Genomic DNA, 20,892 nt, shown 5'->3' on the forward strand with positions numbered 1-20,892 from the left:
GTAGGCATTTCTACGGCTCATTTCGGGTTTCGGTTTTGCCTTGAGCTGCGCTGATGACAAATGCTCATTCTAAAGTATCATAGTGTATAATACAAGATATGATTGCGAAAATAACCGGAACAGTTTCGGAACTTTTGACGGCTAGCGCCATTGTTGATGTGGCGGGTGTCGGCTACGAAGTTTTTGTTACACCTACTACTCACGAAAGAATATCTGTTAATGACCAGGCCGTGCTATACATTGCCGAACAGATCAAAGAAGACGCGCACACGCTTTATGGCTTTTTAACTCTCAATGAGCGCAACATGTACTACTCTCTCACTTCGGTTACGGGTGTGGGGCCTAAGGCCGGCGTAGCTATACTTAGTCATCATTCAGTCGAGGAAATTCAAAGTGGAATCTTGGCTGGCAACATTAGTTTGTTTAGTAATGTAAGCGGCATTGGCAAGAAAACCGCCCAGCGGATTATCTTAGAGCTCAAGGGCAAGCTGGTAGAGGCACCGATGCAAAAAGCCAACCCCGATGACCCGGCTCACCAGGCCTTAATAAGCCTTGGTTTTACTGCCAAAGACGCCATGATAGCTTTGGAGCATGTTGACAAAAAACTAGATACAAACCAGCGGGTGAAAGAAGCCTTGAAAGGGGTTAAGCCGTGAGCCGTCTTTCTATCCGTTACTCTCTGTCGAAAGCTCGCCGCCTAGCGAATGCTTTGGTTGGAGAGTCTGGTTTGGATCCTCGCCTGCGTGGCGATAACAACGATGAAAGAGTAACCAAATGATTGAACGACAAGAAGATCCAACCAACGAGTTTCAAGCTGAAGCACCCGAAGAGTTGGTATTCGAGGAGACTCTGCGGCCCCAAACCTTTGCCGACTACATTGGCCAAGAACAAATCAAAAAAAGTTTGCAATTGGCGATTGCTGCGGCTAGCAAGCGTGGCGAGGCGATTGATCATGTTTTGCTCTATGGCCCTCCGGGATTAGGCAAAACCACCCTGGCTCATGTTATATCGCACGAAATGAGTAAGCAAATTAAAGTTACTAGTGGGCCAGCAATTGAGCGAGCTGGCGACTTGGCCTCGCTGCTAACAAATCTTCAAGATGGTGACATTTTGTTTATCGATGAGATTCACCGGCTGCCACGCACGGTCGAAGAAGTTTTGTATCCGGCTATGGAAGATTATGCAATCGACATTATGCTTGGCAAAGGGCCATCGGCTCAGAGTTTACGCCTAGATCTGCCAAAGTTCACTCTAATTGGTGCTACCACTCGTTATGGCTCACTGTCGGGACCATTACGTGATCGCTTTGGCTTGGTGAACCGGCTTGAATATTACCAGCCACAAGAAATCGAAAAGATCTTAGCACGTTCTGCTAGGCTGCTCGATATCAACGTAGAGCCCAAGACTCTTTCTCATATGGCGGCTCGTTCCAGGCTAACGCCCCGTATTGCCAACCGACTGATTAAGCGGGTGCGCGACTACGCTCAGGTGCATGGCACAGGCAAAATCGACAAAGATGCCTTGTATAAAACGGTTGAACTGTTAAGCATCGATGAATATGGGCTCGAAGCCGCCGACCGCCAAGTTATGAGCATAATTATTGAAAACTATCGGGGCGGACCAGTTGGAATCGAGGCGGTTGCTGCTAGTATTGGCGAAGAACGCCAGACTATCGAAGATGTTTACGAGCCCTATCTGATTCAGATTGGCTTTTTAGAGCGCACGCCACGGGGCCGTAAGGCCACTGCTAAAGCTTACGATCATTTGGGCTTTCAGAAGCCAGCTGCAAATACTGATAATCGGCAAAAGCTATTGTAGTGTCAGCTTCCGTCTGCATAGTTTTTGAGCTAAACTATAGATATGGAAAACTATCATTACCCAGGCCAGCCTGCCGACGAAGTTACCAAACGAGTAATTTATAAACATATTATTTCGATTGTGCCATTTTTGGTAGCTACTGTAATTGTAGGCGTGGCAGTGGTAGTTGGCCTTTCATATCTATCCATGAACCCCAATGTGCTACCAATAAAGTTTTCAGCCGGCCTGTTCAGCCTAGTGGGCTTTGGTGTAATTGTCATGCTGCTATTAATGTTGGTGGCGGTGGTTTGGATATGGCGAGCTAACAAAATTGTTGTAACTAACCAGCACATAGTTGATATCGACCAGATTGGGCTTTTTAACAAACGCGTTTCTACCCTAACCCTGTCGCGTATCCAAGACGTATCGGCTCGGGTGCGCGGACCCCTCCAAACTGTGCTGGGTTATGGCAATATCAATGTCCAAACAGCCGGCGAAGACCGCAATTTTGAATTCGACTATGTGCCCAACCCATACGACCTAGAGAATTATATTTTAGAAGTGCACAAACAGTTCTACAACCAAGATAGCGGGGTCGAAGAAGATGTTGCCCCGCCAAGACCGTCCAAAACCGATAGTGGCAGTGCTGTATCTAATCAAGCTATCTCAAATCCAATCACACCAAGCTCTAAGGCGGGCAAAACCAATAGTTTGCAGCCGGGCGAAGATGATTTTAATGTAGCTGAAGCCGCTGGCTCTCAAAAACCACCAAATCAAACTTAGCTCAGGCTAGCTAGCGCCATGCTCAGCGGTAGGCTAAAAACTGGTTTTAGACTGCGGGCCAGTGGCCGTAAGGGATAACTGGCGACCTTGCTCCACGGGTCAAATTGCACAAGCTTAGTATTTGTTTGTGCTGCAATACTTTCGGCCAGCCCAGCTACCCGCGCGCCATCGCCGAGTACTACTAAAGTCGTCTCATCTAGTCCCAATGATTTTATAGTTTCATCGACTACCACTGCCAATGGTGTCAGACATGATTTTAAAACTGTATTTAGAGCCCGTACGATATTAGAGCTGGCTTCTAAATTTAACACCATGGCTTTGTAGGAGTGTTGGCGTTCTAGCGACAGCACTTTGCTTAAGTTTTGCAAAATATGTTCAAAACCAACAGGAACGGTAGTAATTGATTCTATTCGGTCTGTTAGGCCAATAACTTTGGTGCTAAGCACACCCATGTGGACTACAATAGTTTGCTCAACTTTTGAATCTAGTAACAGGTTGCCAAGACTAGCGGTGGCCGAAACCAGCTCAGAATCGTACGGTTGTTCGCTGAGCCTTTCTGTTAGGTAGTGATGCAAAATTGCCGGCTGTGACCGAATCAAAAATGATTGTTGCACATTGCCTCCCGAGTCAATATATTGATTTAGGGGCAGGTGTGTAAAATATTGTGGGCTACTCTCATCGGCAATATGTGCTTGCAATTGAGAGTCGAGCTCGTGAACATGTGCGAATGCCAAGGTTTTAACCTGCTCGTTTTCGGATATACCAGGTAAGGAAATGATAACCTTATTGCCAACAAAATTCCCCCAATGTGGCTCGGCCAGCTGGATGTTTAGTTTTTTTAGCTGTTCGCTAACATCTAGTCTGTTAGGAGTGGTGTCTTGCAAATATTGACTGTAAGCATAGCCTGCAACTGTAGCGGGTTTGGTAGCCCGCAGTTGCAGAACTCTGATTGTATGACCATCTAGATTCACGCAGATTGGTGAGAACTCAGTTTGGCTCATGATCAACCTACCTAGCTATGGGTTAGAGCTAGTAATTTCGTAGGTGTTCTTGGTGCCCACTTTTATATCTGGGTCAGTTTTATTCTCTAGATTAGTCTGCAAAATAAATCCGCTAGGCGGGTTGCCCGTAACTATGTACGTGTAGTTTTGTCGGGTTTTTGGATCGGTCGGCACAGTTTTTATATATGGTATAGAGCCACCTTCGAGCGCGGTTAGAGTGGTGGGGTAGGCGCCTTGTTCGTTGTAATAGTTTTCTAGCGCAGTCTTAATATTACGCAAATCAATTTTGCGTTGGGCATCGCGCGCCCGGGCAGGACCAGTTAGTAGCTGCGGCACAATCAGGAAAGCTAGAATACCGATTACTACAATCACAATTACGAGTTCGAGCAGGGTAAAGCCGCTTTGTTTTGTACGAAACAAAATCACCTCTTAGTAAAATGATATACAAATTGTATACCGTTTGTGCTTACGGTGCAACCGAGAAATCAGACTTGTTGGCTTTTGGGCTGAGTAATATTAGCCGGCCGCTCATAACTAGGCACAATAATGTGCTCAGCCCCGCCATTAGTTAGCTTTTCTACGGCTTGCTTTTGCCAGCCACTGCCCTGGCCGACAACAATTGGAATGCCCAGGCTATATGCCAGAGTGTTTGCTACAGTCGCGCCAATTCGCAATCCAGTAAAAGATCCGCTACCCGTAAATACCCCGATTCCATCGAGGTCTGCCAGCTTTGTGCCACTATCTTTTAACAGGGCTTCTATATGTGGTAGAAGCTCGTTGGCTAAGCGACGTTCAGCCAGCCACTTGTCTTTGGCAAACACTTTTTGAATGTCTAATAAATACAGCTCAGCTTGTGGTTCGTCGCTGCGGATTAGTAAAATCACTTGATGGCCTCTAACAGCCCCCGGCTCTTAGGACCCATTGCGTTTAATGTTAGTTTGCGAGAGTCGTCGTTTACAAATTCAAACTTAATAACTAGCCGGTCATTGCTCAAGTGTGAGTGAAAATGCTCAGCCCATTCTACACAAACCACCGAGTTGCCGTTTTCGAGTGAATCGGCTAGCTCGTTTTGCACGAGCTGATCGTCTGTTAGCCTATATAGATCAAAATGTTCCAAGCTACCGCCACTAGGGGTCTTGTAACTTTGGTGGATGGTAAAGGTAGGGCTAACAATCGTCTTTTCAACACCAAGAGCCCTGCCCAGGGCTTTTACAAAAGCAGTTTTACCGCCACCCAGATCTCCAACCAGCTCTATTAGCAAGGGCGGCTTAAGGTTTTGAGCTAGTCTTAACGCCAAGTCCGAACTTTGTTCTAAGTTTGTGGTAAGTATTAATGATTTCTGGCCGGTATTCATAAATCCCATATCCAATAGTACCGACTCCTAGCACAATCAGCAACCAGGTCCACAGTGTAGAATTCTTACTAATGTTGGCGGCAGCTTCGGTAGCGCTATTGGCTATTTTGGCTACCGGGCTCTTAGCAGCCGCCTTGGCCTTACTGGTTTTGGCAGCCGCAACTTTCTTGGCAGTAGTTTTCTTGCTAGCAGCAGCCTTTGCTGTCGTACTGCCAGCCGAATCTACAAGGGCGGCGGAGTTTACGCCACCGGGTGTTGGGCTAGTTGTCCAAGTCCACTCGCCGTTTACTAGCCCCCAGCTTAGGCCTTGCTTGGCGTTGCCATAATCTGGTGTAGTATCGCCAATTGATCCATCGGGCGCTAGCAGGCTAATTACATCGCCGGTGTTATTAAGTGTAATACTTGTTTCCTTGCTATAAAGTACCAAGTAGCCACCAGCCGCAATCGTTTTGCTCTTGATTACAAACACTTTGCCACTGCCATCGCGCAAGCTCCAGCCATTTAGATCTACATCTGCTCCAGTCGGATTGTACAGTTCAATAAACTCATCGCTACTGTCAACCTGTGGGCTGGCTGGATCTGGTAATAATTCTGTAACTACAATGCGGGCATAATTTGCTGGGCTGGGATCATCGACACCTTGATCTCCAGGATTTGGTGGTTCAACAGCAGGAATTGCGCCTGGTGTAGCAGTGGTGCTGAGCGAAAAGTCACTCAAGTTGTTATCGCTATTGAGCATGGTTTGAGTGGCATCATCGAAGTCCCTGGCCAGCACCTCGTTGGTAACAGGTGCGGGTGCGGCCAGACCTAATGGACTATCACCATTACCCCAGGCAAACTGATCAACTGCGCTGTCGTTTGAGTCGCGCAATTGAATGTTACCACCGGTTTGCGCCAACCCACTGTTAAACTTAGTGTTGGCAGCAATATCACTGGCTAGTAGCCAGAAGCCATGGGCGGCTATAACCGAGCCTGACGGTAGAGTAGCTTTCTTGCTCCAGCTGGTGCCGGTGGCTGATTTGTAATACAAGCTCCAGCCTGAAATGTCGATATCGCTATTCGTGTTGTTATAGAGCTCAACAAATTCATCCCCCGATGAAGTAGGGGAGCCGGGTTGAAGCTCGCTTATTACTACAGGTTTGGCAACAGCCCTTACGGGCGGTGCGCCATTGATTAATATGCCCAGCATGGGTAAAGCCACGAGCAAACTAATCATGGTCCGATTTAAAACTTTGTGTAACACATTCATAAACCCCATTGTATGCAGTCCAAAAACCGAAAGTAAAGCGTATGCACAATACTTTTTTGAAAAAAGTCTGTTTGCGTCTTTTGCATAATCAAAGAAGCCCAAAAACTAATCCCTCGGCCGTTCGGCCGAAACCGAATCTATGGCTTTAAGCAGCCGGCACTTCTTTGAAAGCCAAAGAAGCAAAGCTCTTGGCATGGACACAAAACATGAACACACCTTAAGCTCTCGCTTCCAGTTCTGCGGAACTCGCTAAACGCTCAGACAGTCCTCGAACATGGAGCACTCAAGCTCAGTTAGCTTCCTGTTTGCTTTAATGCCGGAGTAAGCTCAGCAACGGCTGGGAGAGAAGATTCCTAGATTGACTTTCAGATACAAAAGGCGTTTAATGGGGTTAGGTATATTACCAACTTTTTACGATTTAGATTTAATTAATCACTAAAGTTTGTGTGTTCTGGCCAAGGTCGCAGTGTGTGCAGCAACAGTTGACTTTATGCAGATCCGAAGCACACGAACTCTTATGGAAGAGAGGTGAATTATGTTATTGGTTTTTGTGGCCATTGCCGTAATTGGTGGTGGTGTTTTGGGATACACGGGCCAAACCGTAATTAATAAACGGAAAAACAGCGATGCCGAGGCCAAGGCCAAAAAGGTTTTAGACGAGGCCAAAGAACAGGCTAAAAAACTCGAACTCGAAGGTAAAGAAAAAGCTCTAAAGATTGCCGACGAGGCCAAGGCCGAAGAACGCGAACGCCGCACCAAACTCGATGCGCTCGAAAAGCGGGTGGCTGATCGCGAAAGCTTGCTCGACAGCAAACTCGAACAAATTGAACGCCGATCCGAGGCTTTAAATACCGACGAAAAAGAGATCTCAGCCATTAAAGATGAGCTGCGCAGCATTCGTGCTAAACAAGAAAAGAACTTAGAAAAAATTGCCAAGCTCAAAAAAGACGATGCACAAAAGAAGCTAATGGAAATGACCGAAAAGGAGCTTAAGGTAGACTTGGCGGCCTATATAGAAAAGCGCAAACGCGATGCGACCGAAAATGCCGAAGAAGACGCCAAGCAAATTATGACCGAGGCCATGGAGCGCCTGGCTACCGCCACCGCTACTGAGCGGCCTATTACCACCGTGGCTATCCCGAGCGACGAGCTAAAGGGGCGCATTATTGGTAAAGAAGGTCGTAACATACAAACCCTAGAGCGACTTACAGGAGTTGATGTGATTATCGACGAATCTCCGGGTGTGATTATGATATCGGGTTTTGACCCAGTGCGCCGCCAAGTAGCTCGCCGCAGTTTAGAAAAACTAATCGAAGACGGTCGGATTCACCCAGGCCGAATAGAAGAGGTTGTCGAAAAAGTTCAAAAGGAAGTTGACGACGAAATTAAAAAGGCTGGTGAACAAGCCGCCCGCGATGCCAAGGTTGCCGGTTTACCACCCGAGATTGTTAAGCTCATGGGTCAGCTTAAGTTCCGTACCAGCTATAGCCAAAACGTGCTTTACCACTCGGTCGAAATGGCTCACCTAGCTGCCATGATTGCCGAAGAGGTGGGTGCAAATATTCAAGTGAGCCGCACGGCGGCGTTCTTGCACGATCTTGGCAAGGCCGTGAGCCATGAGATCGAGGGTAAGCACCACCACATTACTGGCGACATGATGCGCAAGGCTGGGTTTGACGAGGCTACCACCCACGCCGCCGAAGCTCACCACGACGACATTGAGGCCACCACGCCCGAGGCACTGATTGTGCGTGTAGTCGATGCCCTAAGCGCTGGCCGCCCAGGAGCTCGCGGTGACACGCTCGAAAACTATGTTAAACGCATGCAAGATCTCGAAAACGTAGCCAATAGCTTTGCTGGCATCGACAAAAGCTATGCCGTTAGTGCCGGCCGCGAGATCCGGGTGTTTGTAACACCCGAAGAGATTGACGACCTAAGTGCCATTAAGCTGGCTCGCGATGTAGCCACCAAGATTGAGGCAACACTAAAGTATCCTGGCACAATCAAAGTTAATGTAATACGGGAAACCCGTGCACAGGAGTACGCCAAGTAGTGAAGCTTAGCCGGGAAAAACTAACGGAAAAGTTAATAAGCGCTGCAGAAAAATTTGTCTCCAGCGATGAAGCCGCATATCTAGCCGATGAAACAATTGAGGCATATTTAAGGAAAGCCCCGAGAACAAACCCTTTAAAGTCCACGATTGACGACCTAGGCGCAACACAAAAGTTTTCGAGCAACAAGATTAAATACTCAGTGGACTTGCCTTCATTTGTCGAAATTAACTTTGAGCATCAAGGGCCACTTACTTACTTAAAAAGAGTGCATGATTTACTCGCCGGTAGGTCGGCCAAGAATGGGCTTGCAATGGCCTCTTTTGTAAACTCACAATCCATGCATACGCTACACACTTGGGTACAGGGGCTAGCTAAGAAAGGAATTTTGGCTATTGCTGTTTGCAATGGTGGGCCCGGGGCTGTAGTCCCGTTCAACGGTACAAAAGGTCTATTCGGTACGAATCCAATTGCTTACGGCATACCGGGCAAAAGTGGCGAGATTTTCTGCGTAGATATGGCTACATCCGAAATTCCTTATTTTGAAATCATGAATGCCAATAAGAACAACGAGACTTTAAAAGAAAGAGCAGCCGTAGATAGCAATGGAGAGTTTACGACCAATGCAAAAGCGGCGCTGGATTTTTCTGAAAGCGAAACAGACCCAACTTCTAATATCGTGCCGATGGGTGGTGGCTACAAGGGCTACTACATCGTTTACTTAATGGAGGTTTTAACAAGTGCTCTTATAGGCATGCCATCAAGCCCAGAAATGAGTACCGATTTTGTTCCAGAAGAACATGGGGCGGTGCTGCTTGCGTTCAGCCCAAAAGCGATGGGAACAAGTGAGAAGTTTGCACAAAGTATTGAGGCACTATGTGGTGCAATAAAAGACCAGAAAGCGAAAAAGGGCGAAAAGGTTCTTTATCCAGGAGAGGGAAACAATGAAAAATTCAGCAAACTTTCTGGCGCAGAGATTGAGGTTGATGAAGATTTAATAAAGAGACTAGAAAGCCTTACAAAATAGATATGGTAGGCCCTGAATCTCAGCCGTTGACCAACGAAAATCAGCCAGTTCGGGTAGAATCGGGCCACTTTTACGGTCCAGAAAATGTTACTGACGGCTATGATGTTCATGATCCACAAGGCAAATCCAACGCCGCTGAAAGAAAGGTCCGCAATGAAAGAATTGAGCAGGGGCTAGAGCTGGGAAGAGAAGTTGAAGACTTGCTAATCCGCCACAATTTTGCGGTAGAGCGAATATTATTCCACGATGACATCGATGTAAAGATTGAACAAAGTAAATCAGTAGATTCCTGGCGCTGGCAATTGTTTATTAACAGAGCCGTAATGACGGCACTAGACCGCACCAAACTTAGCTCATCTTCGCCAGTAAAGCTTGAGGAAGAATCGAAGTATGTTGACCCCGCTCGTGAGTTAATTGAGGAGCTCAAAAAAGCCGCCGAAATGAAAGATGGCTGGCGCATCTCTGAGGGCGGCAAAAAGTTAATAGTTGGTAGTGGGCCAAATCGCCAAAGAATAGACATGGTTGGTTTTTTAGAACATGATGAGCTGCCCAGCTGCGAAGTGTTAGATATGGTTGCGTATCGTAAAAAGATCTGGGGCTCAAAAGGTACGGTTACTGTCTTGCCGGAGTCTTATAAAGGCCAGCAAGATAGGGTTAAAAGATTATTTGAGCTTTTTGACGAAGCTGCGCCTGTCGTGGTGGTGTATCATGACGACAAAGGCCGACCAGTTGATATTGACGAGTGGTCGCCTCAATATACCCAGGAAGTCGGGGCAATAATTAAGCAAGGACTAGAGAATGATATCGATTGAAGACTTCGACAAGGTAGATATAAGGGTCGGCAAGATTGTGGAGGTTAATGACTTTCCCGAGGCTCGTAAGCCAAGCTATAAATTGAAGATTGATTTTGGCAAAGAGATCGGCATTAAAAAGTCGTGTGCTCAGTTGCCGCAGAACTATAGCAAAGAAGAGCTCGAAGGCAAGCTGGTAGCTGCAGTCGTAAACTTTCCACCACGCCAAATTGGCCCAACAACTAGCGAAGTTCTAACGCTCGGCTTTCCCGACGAAGACGGCAACGCTGTTTTAATAACCTCGACCAAAGATGTGCCACTCGGCGGGAAGTTGTTTTGATTACACTTTTCAGTATCTGTCGAGCAGGGTATAATTGAGCTATGGCAGATGTAGATTATGCAACCAAAAAAGACCTCAAGACTACCGAGCGCAATTTAGAAACTAGCCTCGATAAACTTGATGAAAAGATCAACCAAAGATTCGATGACACTACTGGCTTGATCCGTGAACTGATAGAAGAATTTAGTGGCCGTTTTGATAATGTTGAACAGCGGCTCGACAGGCTCGAGAAAAACTATGGCCAACCTTTGCTCACAATGGATAAATTTATTGCTCGGCTGGACCGCGAAGAGCTTGAGAATAGTTCTCGTGATGCCCAGCTGGCTCGGCTCGAAGCTTGGGCAATCAAAGTCTCTAAGAAAACTGGCATCAAACTAGAATATTAGCAGATGCTTACCAACCCAAATGCAAAAAGAATCTTGCTATATGGAGATTCTTTTGTGTTTGGCAAAGTTGGTGGGCAGAACAAACGGTTCGATTCAAAAACTCGATTTAGTGGAGTACTGCAAGACACACTGGGTGCCAACTACGATGTGATCGAAGAGGGCTTGCGGGCCCGTACGCTATCGGGCGAGAATGGATTCTTTGCCGATCGCGATAGGCTGCAACAATTTAGCCCAATACTCGGCAGTCATTTGCCAGCAAATCTTGTGGTGATAATGCTTGGCACCAACGACTTTAACTCGAAGAGCTCAAAAGAACCAGTAGGTGTTGGCAAGGATTTAAGGGCCTACCAAAAGCAGATCGATGAATGGTGTGAGTTCTTGGAAGTACCCATGCCCAAAGTCTTATTGGTTGCACCACCCAACATCAAAGACAAGTACTTCGATGACGGTCAACGTGCTATATTTGGCGAGCAAGCTGCGAGCAAAGTCGCAGAGTTACCGACTGGATACGAAAAAGCTGCTAGGGGACTGGACTGGGCATTTTTTGAAGCCAGCAAGGTTTGTGAAGCCGGTTCTGGAGATGGTGTGCATTTAGACGAAGCAAACAATCGCAAGTTAGGTGAAGCTTTGGCGAAGAATGTGAAAGGAATCGTATGAAACTTTTACTAACTTCAGCTGGCCTTAAGAACCAAACTCTTATTGATGAGTTCTTAAGGCTCGTTGGTAAACCAGCGAAAGAAATTAAAGTTGCCTATATTCCTACTGCGGCTAACGTTGAGGTAGGGAACAAAGATTGGCTGATTGATAATTTGTATGAATTTAGACAGCTGGTTGGCGAAGTCGACATTGTAGATGTTTCTTCGCTAAAACTTGAACAATTTAAGCCACGGCTAGAATGGGCTAATGCAATTGTAGTTGGCGGCGGTATGTCGTCTTACCTTTATAAACAAATTGTGGAGTCTGGACTTTCGAAGATTTTGCCTAAGCTACTAGAAGATAGAGTTTATGTCGGCATAAGTGCGGGCAGTATGGTTGTAGGGCCAGACATTGATGACGAACTTTCCCAGAAATATTTCAACGAAAAATTGGGTGGTGGTTTAGGGTTTGTAGACTTTTGGATCAAGCCGCATATGAACTCGCCATACTTTAGCGATAGAACCCCAGAATTGTTTGCGAAGATTTTTAAAGACACACCAAAAACAGTATATGCGCTTGAAGATAGCACTGCGGTAAAGGTTGATGGTTTAAAAGTGACGCCGCTCGGTGAAGGTAAATGGGTAGAGTTTAAGTGAAAATCCTCTACATCGGTGACATCGTAGCCCGCATTGGTCGTAAGGCTGTTACGCAAGTATTGCCCGAGCTGAAGCGCGAAAAGCAGATTGATTTTGTAATTGCCCAAAGCGAAAACATGGCCACCGGCAATGGCTTAACCGAAAAGGGTGTTAGCGACATGATGGACGCAGGGGTAGATTTTTTTACCGGTGGCAACCACAGCTTTAAAAAGCCAGAGTTTTTGCCGAAGTTTGAAGATCACACTGTGCCAGTAATCCGCCCAGCCAACATGCCGGGCGAGCATGTGCCTGGGCGAGGTTGGGCGGTTGTGGACACTGCCTTTGGTAAGATTCTAATAATTAATGTACTTGGCATAACCTTTAATAGCGAAGAAGTTGAGAATTCGCTGAGAGTTGTCGATAAAATCTTAGAGGAAAACAGCCACCAAAAACTGGCTGCTTCACTGGTGGACTTTCATGGCGACTTAAGTAGCGAGAAAGTGGCTGTTGGATTTTACCTCGATGGCCGAGTGAGTGCGGTGGTGGGTAGTCATACTCACGTGCCCACGGCCGATGCACGGGTGCTATCAGGCGGCACAGCCCACATTACCGACACCGGCATGACCGGCCCCATCGACAGCGTGTTGGGTGTAAAAAAAGAAATTATTATAGGCCGTTGGCTTGGTGATCGCACTGAATCGTTCGATTGGCCAAAAAGCGGCACGGTGCGCTTTAGTTCGGTACTGATCGATGTTGACCAAAGCGGAAAAGCCAAATCGATTGAGCAAATTTTACGCTTTATTGACGTATAATAGTGAAAGTAAGTGAGGGTAAAATGACACACCGTGAACTAATACGCGAACTGGCCGAAGAGCTGGGGGTAAGCAAAGCCCAGGCCGAGCGGTCGATAAAAAAGCTCAGCCAGATCGTGATGACCGAGGTTAAGGCTGGCCACAAAGTAGGCATAACCGGCTTTGGCGTGTTTTATCGTGGCAAGCGGGCGGCTCGGGCTGGCATTAACCCAATGACTGGTGGCAAGATCAAGATAGGGGCTATGGATCTGCCCAAGTTTCGAGCTGGCTCAACCTTTAAAGAGATGCTGCGTAAGTCTCCTTAAGCCAAAGCAGGTTGTGTAATAACTCTCCCTTAACTATAATCTAGCTAACATGCCAAGAAAAAAGAATATATTTACAAAAGCTGTCGAGGTTCCAGCGGTAGCTTTAGACAAAACGGTTGATACTGCTAAAAACGTTTCTGGTAAGCTACCGCAACCGCATGTGATTCAGCGAACCAAAAACTTTTGGCATAATTTGGGCCCTGGATTAACCACCGGCGCATCTGACGACGACCCATCGGGGATAGCCACATATTCACAAACTGGTGCCCAGTTTGGATTTCAATTTTTGTGGATGGCAATATTCACTTATCCTCTGATGTCGATTGTGCAAGAAATGTGTGCACGTATTGGCTTGGTAACCGGCCGGGGGTTGGCTGGTAATATTCGGATTCATTTTCCACGCTGGGTGATTGCAACCGCAGCTATATTGTTATTTGCTGCCAATGCCTTTAATATTGGTGCTGACCTGGGTGCTATGGCTAAGGCTGTCCAATTGATAAGGCCGAGTATGAACTACGGTGTTTTGGTAATTGGCTTTACTGCTTTTAGTATTTGTTTGCAAATCTTTACGCCATACGAAAAATATGCCAAGTACCTTAAATGGTTAGCGCTAATCTTGCTCTCATATATTGTCTCGGCTTGGCTGGCTAATCCCAATTGGCAAGAGGTGCTTACACGTGCTGTTGTTCCAAGTTTTAATTTTAACAAAACTCAAATTCTCATAGTCTCTGCTATTTTGGGCACGACTATTTCGCCATACTTGTTTTTCTGGCAGACATCGCAAGAAGTTGAAGAGCAGATCTTAAAGGGTCGCACCACGGTGTTACAGCGCCAGGATTCCAATAAAAAAGAGGTGCGTCAAATGCGGGTCGATGTTTGGTCGGGTATGTTGCTATCAAACATTGTAATGTTTTTTATTATTGCGGCTTCTGGTGGCATCTTGTTCCCAAACGGCGTAACCAATATAGGTACTGCTGCCCAAGCCGCCGAAGCCTTGCGGCCATTTGCTGGCGATGCAACATATTGGTTATTCGCAATCGGTATTATTGGCACAGGTTTACTTGCCATTCCGGTTATGGCCGGTGCGAGCTCATATGCTTTCGCTGAAAGCTTTGGTTGGCAAGAAGGTTTGTTCCGAAATCTCAAACAGGCTCATGCCTTTTATGGTGTTATAATCTTCTCTATGCTAATTGGTCTGGCCTTAAATTTTGTTGGCCTAGATCCGATTAAGGCTTTAATTTATGCTGCTGTTGGCAACGGCATTGTTGCGCCTGTTGTGTTGGCACTAATTGTGATAATTAGTAGTAATCCAAAGCACATGGGCCGCTGGGTGAACAAAAAGTCGGTTACCATCATGGGCTGGCTTATAACTGGTGTTATGGCAATAGTCGGCATTGCCGCTATTATCTCGATGTTGTCATGACTAAAAAAGATCCAACTTTGGATCTTTTTAGATAAATTTGGGGTGAGTGATGGGGCTCGAACCCACGACCTTCGGGACCACAACCCGACGCTCTAACCAGCTGAGCTACACCCACCACGTCCAAATAATGCTTCGATAAGCATTGCGAATAGTTATTCGCAATTTACATTCTCGCATTATTTCTCCTATCGATTCAACAAATAGAAACAATTCTCTTGCTGAATCGACTAGAAAAGCAATGAAATTTATTCGATCAAAAGCGGGAACGGTTTTGATCGTGAGGAGAATTGCTATATCAGCTGTAGCAATTTAATAAATACGAAAGCTACAATAGCAATTCGACGTGGTACCCCCGGCAGGACTCGAACCTGCGACCTACGGTTTAGAAAACCGTTGCTCTATCCAGCTGAGCTACGGGGGCACGTTCAAATAATACTCTGATATTTGGTACGAATAGTTATTCGCACCTTATATTCTCGCATTATTTATCTCTGCGATTCAAATTTATTCGACAATTTGAATCGCAGAGTCAGCTGCTGGCTACTCTTACCAAAGACAATTAGAATACTTTCAATTGTTTTTGGTAATAGGAAATTTTAGGCATCAGCCAAAGAGAACATAAAAGTCTTTTGTTCTCGAAGGCTAAAGCCTAAAAATGACGTGGAGCGGGTAGCGGGAATCAAACCCGCATCGCCTGCTTGGAAGGCAGGCATAATAATCATTATACGATACCCGCTTAGAGCCAAAACGCCATTTTAGATGGTCGTTAAGGCTACTTAATATAAGGTGCCAGGCCGAGGCCCACAAGAACAATATAATACTAGAAAACAAGCCATATTTCAAGTTGGTGCTAATGCACCTATCCTATCAAAAGTATAGCACGGCCCAATACTCGGTTGCATAAGCTCAACGATTGGTGTTTAATTAACTATATAGTAAAAACTACAAGGAGTTATACAATGACAAAATCTGCACTTATTAAAGCTTCGGCTGCGGCAGCAGCGCTAAGTAGCTTGGCGCCGCTGGTCGCTCGAGCCGATGATATTAGCAGCACTACCACCGATACAGCCAGCACCGCGGCCGGTACTGCCGCTGCAGGTGGTATATTGGGTGTTGTTCTAATTTTTTGGATCTTGTTCTTGGCAATTGCGTTAGGATTTTTTATTTTTTGGGTTGTAATGCTAATTGATGCCTTTAAGCGAACCAACTGGCAAGACGAAGGCCAAAAGAATCTGTGGCTAATAATACTGATCGTCTCGATTTTCGTGGGCTTGGCTTGGTTGGCGGCTCTGCTGTACTACTTCATTATCAAGCGAGCTCTCGACAAGGGTGCGGCACCGCAAGTGGCTGCCCAGGCTAGCCAGCCAACAGCTCCAGCTCAACCGGCCACTCCAGAACAAGACAACCAACAAAAGTAACAGTTTACAAACCATAAAAGCGCCTGAGTTTAAGCCGGGCGCTTTTTGGTATAATGCGAGAGCAATGAAAATTACTCCAATCAAAACCCGTCCGTTAATTCCGCCTAAAGATGACTTGCTAGCCGTAATAGCAGAAAGTTTAAAGGAGCTGCCAGAGCAATCAGTTTTGGCCATTGCCTCGAAGGTAGTGGCGATTGATGAGGGTAGATGTATCCCGCTGAGCGAGATTGAGCACGATGACCTAGTGAAACGAGAGTCTGATAAGTATTTACCGCGTAGCTGTGTGCCTGGAGCCCACATTATACATACTCTGAAGAACAACCTGCTAATTGGCTCTGCTGGCATAGATGAGAGTAACGCCAACAATTACTTTATACTCTGGCCCGAAGATCCAAAAGCTTCTGCTAAACAGATTTTTGAGTATTTGAAAAGTGAATTTGGAACTAAGCGATTCGCAGTTTTAATAACTGATTCTCATTCTGTCGCGATGAGGCGAGGCACGGTGGGCATATCGTTGGCGAGCTACGGCCTAAAGCCATTAAAGGACTATCGTGGTAAAGAAGATATATTTGGGCGAGAGCTTAAAGCCACAATGACCAATCTTGCTGATGGCTTAGCGGCAGCCGCCACACTGGTAATGGGAGAGGGCGCAGAAGTCTGCCCATTGGCCTTGATTGAAGATTTAGATGTAGAGTTTATTAGCCAACCCTACAGACCGACAGATCCTGATGGTAGCTTTGAAATACCACCAGAACAAGATATGTTTAAGCCGTTTTTTGATGGTGTAGACTGGCAAGAATAGCTATCTCCTGGGTGACTTTCATTGCCATAAGATATATGGTAAAATAACCTGGTTTCTAGCGCCCTTAGCTCAGCGGATTAGAGCGACTGGCTTCGGACCAGTAGGTCGGGGGTTCGAATCCCTCAGGGCGTACCACGTCGAATTACTATTGTAGCTTTCGTAACTCACAGTTACTTCAGCTGACATATTAATTCTCCTCGCGATCAAAACCATTGCTGCTTTTGATCGGTTGAAAACAAGCCGATTCAAGTTGTCGAAATTTGAGTTGGGGGCCATTAGCTCAGTTGGTTAGAGCATCTGCCTCTTAAGCAGAGTGTCCTGGGTTCGAGTCCCAGATGGCCCTCCACGTCGAATTACTATTGTAGCTTTCGTAATCCATGATTACTTCAGCTGACATAGCAATTCTCCTTGCGATCAAAACCATTCCCGCTTTTGATCGAAAACAAAATAACCGATTCAAATTGTCGAAGAAATTTGAATCGAATAGCCGGGGTGTGGCGCAGTTGGCTAGCGCGCCGCGTTTGGGACGCGGAGGTCGAAGGTTCGAGTCCTTTCACCCCGACCAGAAGATATTTTTGGTAAATCCGCCAGTAAATTATATGGCGGATTTAGTGTTATTTCAGATATAGAGTCGTTTGCGGCTCGTAGGTTCGACACTAGCTCGTTGCAAATAGTATCTTGTTCCACTAAATCGTTTGTGTTGAGCAATGTTTTCAGATAAGAATCAATGAGTTCGTAGAAATCTTGCTCGCTTGGTAAGCTAGTGCCTAGTCGCTCCAATTCTTGCTCACTAGTTTTTTTGTTGTGTTTAGCTATATCTACCAGTTTTTGGTAGTGTTCTAATTTGCCATTGTGATGTTTTTTATAATCTTCTGGGTGGTCAACCTGAAACTGTTGGTAACGCATATAATGCTGTGTATTCGTTCTAACGTCTTTTTTCGCATTACTTAACTTGCGTTTAGCAATAGCTATCTCCTGTGCATGCTTGCTTTTTAGACGTTCAATGTACAGCTGATATGCTTCTTTACTATTCTTCGTTAGATGTCGTAAAGTCCACTCAATAGCTGACGAAACATATTTGGCTCTAATACTCTTTTTGAGTTTGATACCTTTCTCTCGGTTTTCTTCTGCTTTATAACGTTGGCAGTTAGTATTCCTGCAATAAAAACTAATAACCCATCTCCCCTTATTTTTGCCCTTTTTAATAGGCTGATGTTGGAATTGCATTGGAAGATCGCAGTAATCACAAATAACCTTGCCCCTTAGTAGGCCATAACCTAGCTTTTTGGCGTTTACAGAGTTGCCCACGTGTTTTTCACCGTAACTAGCTGCCGTACCCTTGTTAAGGGCAATATACTCGTCAGGCGTCATTAAAGGCAAGAAGTCATAAGTTTCTGCTAAATTGGTCAGGTTGTTACCATATCTATATAGCCCAAAATAGAATGGGTCTTCAAATAAATCGCCCACCATTTGTTTATCCACTCGCACTACCTTATAAGGCTCGTCTTGATCTTTACGTTCGCTAAAGTAGGCAGAGTTTAAGAATTCGGCAACCTCTATATTGCTTTTACCCTCCTGTAATCGCATGATTACACTTTGTCTCAATAAATCCCAGTTATATCCATCTGGAATAAAGTATCCTGTACTAGCATCAACATAATAGCCTTTTTTTGTTACGCCGTTATATTTACCTTCTTTAATATTGCCACTAGTACCACGCTTAACATCCACAGACAACTTATCAGAATACTGTTTCGAAGTGGCAAATAGTATTCCTAGCATCATTTTGCCATTTGGATTGTTCTCAAATTGGTACGTTCTGAACTGTAAATCCTGAATCTGCTCATGGTCTATCATTTCAATGACTTCGCCCGCTTCTTTCATATTCCTTGATATTCTGTCGGGCGACCACGAAATTAGACCATGATACTTGCCAGTCTTAAATCCCATAATCATGTCGTCAAATATAGGCCGATTGCCTGAGATCTTGGCAGAAGCTGACTCTTCAAGTATATCTTCTTCTCGTATTGTAATACCTTGTGCTTCCGCTAGTTCAAGACACTCAGACCGTTGATCTTCTAATGATCTAACTTGTTTTGATTCGTCATCAGTTGATTTACGTAGATATAGTACATAACACCGCCTTTCTTTTGGGAGTATTCGTTTACTTCCTTCTTGCTCACGAGCAAAATACTCTGTTAACTGCTCAACTGTATGGCTACTCGCAGGTAAATTAAATACGTCAGGATTACCTTCCTTTTGCTTGGCAAGCCTTTTTTCAATTTCAACTACCTTGTCGCTCGGTAGGTATGCAATCTTGCGTCTTCGTGCTGGTTTTTTCTGATTAGCCATTCACACCTCAATAATAGTTATTTTCTCACTAGATTACGAACCTATCAAATCCTAAGTGTGACTTATAGTCCGTAGACCCATAGTCTACTGCTAATCAAGATAGGGTATGACAAAAACATACCCAGAGGTAGCCGCTCAGTTTGGTCAAAGGCTTAGAAAAATTCGTGAATCAAAGGGCATCTCACAAGAGAAATTAGCCAATGAATCTGGGCTTGATCGCACATATGTCTCTGGAATTGAAAGAGGCAGACGCAATCCGTCACTTATCAATATCTCAAAACTGGCTAAAGGTTTAAACGTAAAGATCACGGATCTATTTAATTAGTGTATGCTTTTTATTGTGTGAGAAAACTACCCTCTGTGTATCATTTTATAGCGTCAATTAATTCTTCTAACCTGGCCTAATTTGAAGCTATTGAATCTTTTGTTTAGATATTGCATTATATTTAAGTGTGACTTATAATCTACGCAAGTTAAAAATTAAATCAGGAGTTACTATGGCAACTAAGAAATCTAACAAGACAGCTATTATCGTTGTAATTGCGATCATTGTAGCGTTATTGGTAGTAGGTGGAGGAGCATACTATTTCATTTGGGGCAACAAGACCCAAGTTACAACAAATAACGGTACAGCAAGTGTAGAGAGTAACACAAATAAGAAACAACTTAATGTAGAGCAAATACTTGCAAACGTAAAAGCAAAATATCCTACCGTAACAGAAGTAAAAATATACAGTGAACAAAATGACCCAAACAATCAGCTAGGTAAGCCAGGGTATTACATAGCGGGAGGTGCTTTTGCAGATTCACGAGCAGGCGGAATCTCAGATAGCAATTGGGGTGCAGAAGCGGGTGGAAGTATAGAAATATATCAGACAGAAGCAGATGCAGCAAAGAGAACAGAATATCTAAAGCAGTTTCAAGGCAATGCTTTGCTAGACCCAGGGGCTTATAAGCAGATTGGTGTAGTGATTGTAAGAGCATCTAGCAAATTAACTGCTTCACAGCAGGCTGAGATTGTAGATTATCTTGCCAGCCAAGTGCAGTAATGGTTCAATAGACCAAGATATTTAATTAGGAAAAACAATTGGGATTTAAGGATCTAACGTCAAAGGCAAAAGCGAAGTGGGACGCTTACAACGAAGCTGCTAAGCAAAGAGCGGAAGAAGCAAGGAAAGAGCATGAAGCACAAGTAAAAGCAGAGAACGAACGCCGTGAAGCGGTTTTGTCTGGGAAACTTACACCCATTTCATTTCAAGGCTTAAGTTTAGATGATGGTGAGACAGCTTATTATGGTGTTGGCGTAATAAGGTTTGCTGACAGAGAGTATGTTACTGAAGTCACAACTGGCAAAAGTAAGAAGAAACATGTCGTTAGTAGAGGTTTAGTTGGTGGTGTGCTTTTAGGCCCTGTTGGGCTGGTCGCAGGTGCGGCCACAGCAGGCAGTAAACACAACTCCAAAACCACCCAACAAACCGATATACGCACCGAAGAAATAGACAGAGGGTCATTTTACTTAACAAATAAGAGACTATTGTTTGTAGGGTCAGAGATATTGTCACTCCCATACTCTAATATCTTAGCTTTTAGCGTAGAAAGTAATAAGTTGTATTTGAAGTACCCTGAAATGCAGCGAAATGAGTACTTTCAAGTTACAGATAACAACAACGAGCTTGATTTATACTATCAAGGTGTACAAAAATCGCTCGATAGTAGCAACAAATAGTATA

The 20,892-nt window shown here is 45.0% G+C and carries 23 protein-coding genes, 6 tRNA genes and 1 pseudogene; 21 read left to right on the top strand and 9 right to left on the bottom strand.

Going from position 1 to position 20,892, the window contains the following annotated elements:
* The first annotated feature begins 98 nt into the window (after positions 1-98).
* From ruvA to HYX70_04565, 3 genes are all read left to right on the top strand, one after another.
* Complete coding sequence (gene ruvA, locus HYX70_04555; GenBank protein ID MBI2798532.1) at positions 99-656, top strand: Holliday junction branch migration protein RuvA; 558 nt, start codon at positions 99-101, stop codon at positions 654-656.
* Between the two features lie 118 nt (positions 657-774).
* Entirely contained in the window at positions 775-1,818 is a 1,044-nt protein-coding gene (gene ruvB / locus HYX70_04560) for a Holliday junction branch migration DNA helicase RuvB (GenBank protein ID MBI2798533.1), read from the top strand.
* A gap of 42 nt (positions 1,819-1,860) precedes the next feature.
* Positions 1,861-2,580 carry a PH domain-containing protein gene (locus HYX70_04565; GenBank protein MBI2798534.1) on the top strand — a complete coding sequence of 240 codons (720 nt, stop codon included), beginning with the start codon at positions 1,861-1,863 and terminating at the stop codon, positions 2,578-2,580.
* Here the strand turns inward: HYX70_04565 and HYX70_04570 are convergent.
* The 5 genes from HYX70_04570 to HYX70_04590 all read right to left on the bottom strand — a co-directional run bounded on the left by HYX70_04570 (position 2,577) and on the right by HYX70_04590 (position 6,184).
* Positions 2,577-3,581: a hypothetical protein gene (locus HYX70_04570; protein ID MBI2798535.1), complete on the bottom strand. Its 1,005-nt coding sequence runs from the start codon at positions 3,579-3,581 to the stop codon at positions 2,577-2,579. The genes HYX70_04565 and HYX70_04570 overlap by 4 nt on opposite strands.
* Positions 3,582-3,596: 15 nt before the next feature.
* The gene (locus tag HYX70_04575) at positions 3,597-4,001 is read right to left on the bottom strand and encodes a prepilin-type N-terminal cleavage/methylation domain-containing protein (protein MBI2798536.1); all 405 of its coding nucleotides are present in this window, start codon (positions 3,999-4,001) and stop codon (positions 3,597-3,599) included.
* A gap of 65 nt (positions 4,002-4,066) precedes the next feature.
* Positions 4,067-4,465, bottom strand: coding sequence for a tRNA (adenosine(37)-N6)-threonylcarbamoyltransferase complex dimerization subunit type 1 TsaB (gene tsaB, locus HYX70_04580; GenBank protein MBI2798537.1), 399 nt, complete (start codon positions 4,463-4,465; stop codon positions 4,067-4,069).
* A complete protein-coding gene (gene tsaE, locus HYX70_04585) occupies positions 4,462-4,878 on the bottom strand; it encodes a tRNA (adenosine(37)-N6)-threonylcarbamoyltransferase complex ATPase subunit type 1 TsaE (GenBank protein MBI2798538.1) in 417 nt (138 codons plus the stop codon). The genes tsaB and tsaE overlap by 4 nt, the downstream gene beginning before the upstream one ends.
* Complete coding sequence (locus HYX70_04590) at positions 4,850-6,184, bottom strand: lamin tail domain-containing protein (GenBank protein MBI2798539.1); 1,335 nt, start codon at positions 6,182-6,184, stop codon at positions 4,850-4,852. The genes tsaE and HYX70_04590 overlap by 29 nt, the downstream gene beginning before the upstream one ends.
* Before the next feature lie 535 nt (positions 6,185-6,719).
* Here HYX70_04590 and rny point away from each other — a divergent pair.
* From rny to HYX70_04640, 10 genes are read left to right on the top strand one after another with little or no spacing between them, the layout of a single operon-like run.
* Positions 6,720-8,237, top strand: a complete 1,518-nt coding sequence (gene rny / locus HYX70_04595; GenBank protein MBI2798540.1) for a ribonuclease Y — start codon at positions 6,720-6,722, stop codon at positions 8,235-8,237.
* Positions 8,237-9,262, top strand: a complete 1,026-nt coding sequence (locus HYX70_04600) for an Ldh family oxidoreductase (GenBank protein MBI2798541.1) — start codon at positions 8,237-8,239, stop codon at positions 9,260-9,262. The genes rny and HYX70_04600 overlap by 1 nt, the downstream gene beginning before the upstream one ends.
* Positions 9,263-9,264: 2 nt before the next feature.
* A complete protein-coding gene (locus tag HYX70_04605; GenBank protein ID MBI2798542.1) occupies positions 9,265-10,074 on the top strand; it encodes a hypothetical protein in 810 nt (269 codons plus the stop codon).
* Positions 10,061-10,393, top strand: a complete 333-nt coding sequence (locus tag HYX70_04610; GenBank protein MBI2798543.1) for a tRNA-binding protein — start codon at positions 10,061-10,063, stop codon at positions 10,391-10,393. Before HYX70_04605 ends, HYX70_04610 begins: the two co-directional genes overlap by 14 nt.
* Before the next feature lie 41 nt (positions 10,394-10,434).
* Positions 10,435-10,779 (top strand): hypothetical protein, encoded by a 345-nt coding sequence (locus HYX70_04615; protein ID MBI2798544.1) that lies wholly within the window; start codon positions 10,435-10,437, stop codon positions 10,777-10,779.
* Between the two features lie 3 nt (positions 10,780-10,782).
* The gene (locus tag HYX70_04620; GenBank protein MBI2798545.1) at positions 10,783-11,436 is read left to right on the top strand and encodes a hypothetical protein; all 654 of its coding nucleotides are present in this window, start codon (positions 10,783-10,785) and stop codon (positions 11,434-11,436) included.
* Positions 11,433-12,071, top strand: coding sequence for a Type 1 glutamine amidotransferase-like domain-containing protein (locus tag HYX70_04625; GenBank protein MBI2798546.1), 639 nt, complete (start codon positions 11,433-11,435; stop codon positions 12,069-12,071). The genes HYX70_04620 and HYX70_04625 overlap by 4 nt, the downstream gene beginning before the upstream one ends.
* A complete protein-coding gene (locus HYX70_04630) occupies positions 12,068-12,862 on the top strand; it encodes a YmdB family metallophosphoesterase (GenBank protein ID MBI2798547.1) in 795 nt (264 codons plus the stop codon). The genes HYX70_04625 and HYX70_04630 overlap by 4 nt, the downstream gene beginning before the upstream one ends.
* Positions 12,863-12,885: 23 nt before the next feature.
* Positions 12,886-13,167 (top strand): HU family DNA-binding protein, encoded by a 282-nt coding sequence (locus tag HYX70_04635; protein MBI2798548.1) that lies wholly within the window; start codon positions 12,886-12,888, stop codon positions 13,165-13,167.
* Between the two features lie 49 nt (positions 13,168-13,216).
* Positions 13,217-14,590, top strand: a complete 1,374-nt coding sequence (locus HYX70_04640; protein MBI2798549.1) for an Nramp family divalent metal transporter — start codon at positions 13,217-13,219, stop codon at positions 14,588-14,590.
* Between the two features lie 38 nt (positions 14,591-14,628).
* Here HYX70_04640 and HYX70_04645 read toward each other — a convergent pair.
* The 3 genes from HYX70_04645 to HYX70_04655 form a co-directional block, all read right to left on the bottom strand.
* Positions 14,629-14,705: transfer RNA gene (locus HYX70_04645), tRNA-His, on the bottom strand.
* Between the two features lie 229 nt (positions 14,706-14,934).
* Positions 14,935-15,011 (bottom strand) — tRNA-Arg (locus tag HYX70_04650).
* Between the two features lie 240 nt (positions 15,012-15,251).
* Positions 15,252-15,326: transfer RNA gene (locus tag HYX70_04655), tRNA-Gly, on the bottom strand.
* A gap of 223 nt (positions 15,327-15,549) precedes the next feature.
* Here HYX70_04655 and HYX70_04660 point away from each other — a divergent pair.
* The 5 genes from HYX70_04660 to HYX70_04680 all read left to right on the top strand — a co-directional run bounded on the left by HYX70_04660 (position 15,550) and on the right by HYX70_04680 (position 17,375).
* Positions 15,550-16,008 carry a hypothetical protein gene (locus tag HYX70_04660; GenBank protein MBI2798550.1) on the top strand — a complete coding sequence of 153 codons (459 nt, stop codon included), beginning with the start codon at positions 15,550-15,552 and terminating at the stop codon, positions 16,006-16,008.
* Between the two features lie 64 nt (positions 16,009-16,072).
* On the top strand, positions 16,073-16,810 hold the full coding sequence (locus HYX70_04665; GenBank protein ID MBI2798551.1) for a coenzyme F420-0:L-glutamate ligase: 738 nt from the start codon (positions 16,073-16,075) through the stop codon (positions 16,808-16,810).
* A 58-nt stretch (positions 16,811-16,868) separates the two neighbouring features.
* Positions 16,869-16,945 (top strand) — tRNA-Arg (locus tag HYX70_04670).
* Positions 16,946-17,079: 134 nt separating this feature from the next.
* A tRNA-Lys gene (locus HYX70_04675) sits at positions 17,080-17,156 on the top strand.
* Positions 17,157-17,298: 142 nt separating this feature from the next.
* A tRNA-Pro gene (locus tag HYX70_04680) sits at positions 17,299-17,375 on the top strand.
* A 1,118-nt stretch (positions 17,376-18,493) separates the two neighbouring features.
* Here the strand turns inward: HYX70_04680 and HYX70_04685 are convergent.
* A pseudogene (locus HYX70_04685) lies at positions 18,494-19,162 on the bottom strand (recombinase family protein).
* 106 nt (positions 19,163-19,268) lie between these two features.
* Between HYX70_04685 and HYX70_04690 the strand changes: the two are divergent.
* The 3 genes from HYX70_04690 to HYX70_04700 all read left to right on the top strand — a co-directional run bounded on the left by HYX70_04690 (position 19,269) and on the right by HYX70_04700 (position 20,888).
* The gene (locus HYX70_04690; protein MBI2798552.1) at positions 19,269-19,487 is read left to right on the top strand and encodes a helix-turn-helix transcriptional regulator; all 219 of its coding nucleotides are present in this window, start codon (positions 19,269-19,271) and stop codon (positions 19,485-19,487) included.
* Positions 19,488-19,659: 172 nt separating this feature from the next.
* The gene (locus HYX70_04695; protein MBI2798553.1) at positions 19,660-20,211 is read left to right on the top strand and encodes a hypothetical protein; all 552 of its coding nucleotides are present in this window, start codon (positions 19,660-19,662) and stop codon (positions 20,209-20,211) included.
* Positions 20,212-20,249: 38 nt separating this feature from the next.
* Complete coding sequence (locus tag HYX70_04700) at positions 20,250-20,888, top strand: hypothetical protein (protein ID MBI2798554.1); 639 nt, start codon at positions 20,250-20,252, stop codon at positions 20,886-20,888.
* Positions 20,889-20,892 lie beyond the last annotated feature (4 nt).

Source organism: Candidatus Saccharibacteria bacterium (genome assembly GCA_016191105.1).
In the GTDB taxonomy this organism is placed as follows: Bacteria; Patescibacteriota; Saccharimonadia; order CAILAD01; family BJGX01; genus JACPPH01.

Coding starts and splice junctions, on each gene's coding strand:
- ruvA (MBI2798532.1), top strand. CDS start 99: ATGATTGCGAAAATAACCGGAACAGTTTCGGAACTTTTGACGGCTAGC.
- ruvB (MBI2798533.1), top strand. CDS start 775: ATGATTGAACGACAAGAAGATCCAACCAACGAGTTTCAAGCTGAAGCA.
- HYX70_04565 (MBI2798534.1), top strand. CDS start 1,861: ATGGAAAACTATCATTACCCAGGCCAGCCTGCCGACGAAGTTACCAAA.
- HYX70_04570 (MBI2798535.1), bottom strand. CDS start 3,581: ATGAGCCAAACTGAGTTCTCACCAATCTGCGTGAATCTAGATGGTCAT.
- HYX70_04590 (MBI2798539.1), bottom strand. CDS start 6,184: ATGAATGTGTTACACAAAGTTTTAAATCGGACCATGATTAGTTTGCTC.
- rny (MBI2798540.1), top strand. CDS start 6,720: ATGTTATTGGTTTTTGTGGCCATTGCCGTAATTGGTGGTGGTGTTTTG.
- HYX70_04605 (MBI2798542.1), top strand. CDS start 9,265: ATGGTAGGCCCTGAATCTCAGCCGTTGACCAACGAAAATCAGCCAGTT.
- HYX70_04610 (MBI2798543.1), top strand. CDS start 10,061: ATGATATCGATTGAAGACTTCGACAAGGTAGATATAAGGGTCGGCAAG.
- HYX70_04615 (MBI2798544.1), top strand. CDS start 10,435: ATGGCAGATGTAGATTATGCAACCAAAAAAGACCTCAAGACTACCGAG.
- HYX70_04620 (MBI2798545.1), top strand. CDS start 10,783: ATGCTTACCAACCCAAATGCAAAAAGAATCTTGCTATATGGAGATTCT.
- HYX70_04625 (MBI2798546.1), top strand. CDS start 11,433: ATGAAACTTTTACTAACTTCAGCTGGCCTTAAGAACCAAACTCTTATT.
- HYX70_04635 (MBI2798548.1), top strand. CDS start 12,886: ATGACACACCGTGAACTAATACGCGAACTGGCCGAAGAGCTGGGGGTA.
- HYX70_04640 (MBI2798549.1), top strand. CDS start 13,217: ATGCCAAGAAAAAAGAATATATTTACAAAAGCTGTCGAGGTTCCAGCG.
- HYX70_04660 (MBI2798550.1), top strand. CDS start 15,550: ATGACAAAATCTGCACTTATTAAAGCTTCGGCTGCGGCAGCAGCGCTA.
- HYX70_04665 (MBI2798551.1), top strand. CDS start 16,073: ATGAAAATTACTCCAATCAAAACCCGTCCGTTAATTCCGCCTAAAGAT.
- HYX70_04690 (MBI2798552.1), top strand. CDS start 19,269: ATGACAAAAACATACCCAGAGGTAGCCGCTCAGTTTGGTCAAAGGCTT.
- HYX70_04695 (MBI2798553.1), top strand. CDS start 19,660: ATGGCAACTAAGAAATCTAACAAGACAGCTATTATCGTTGTAATTGCG.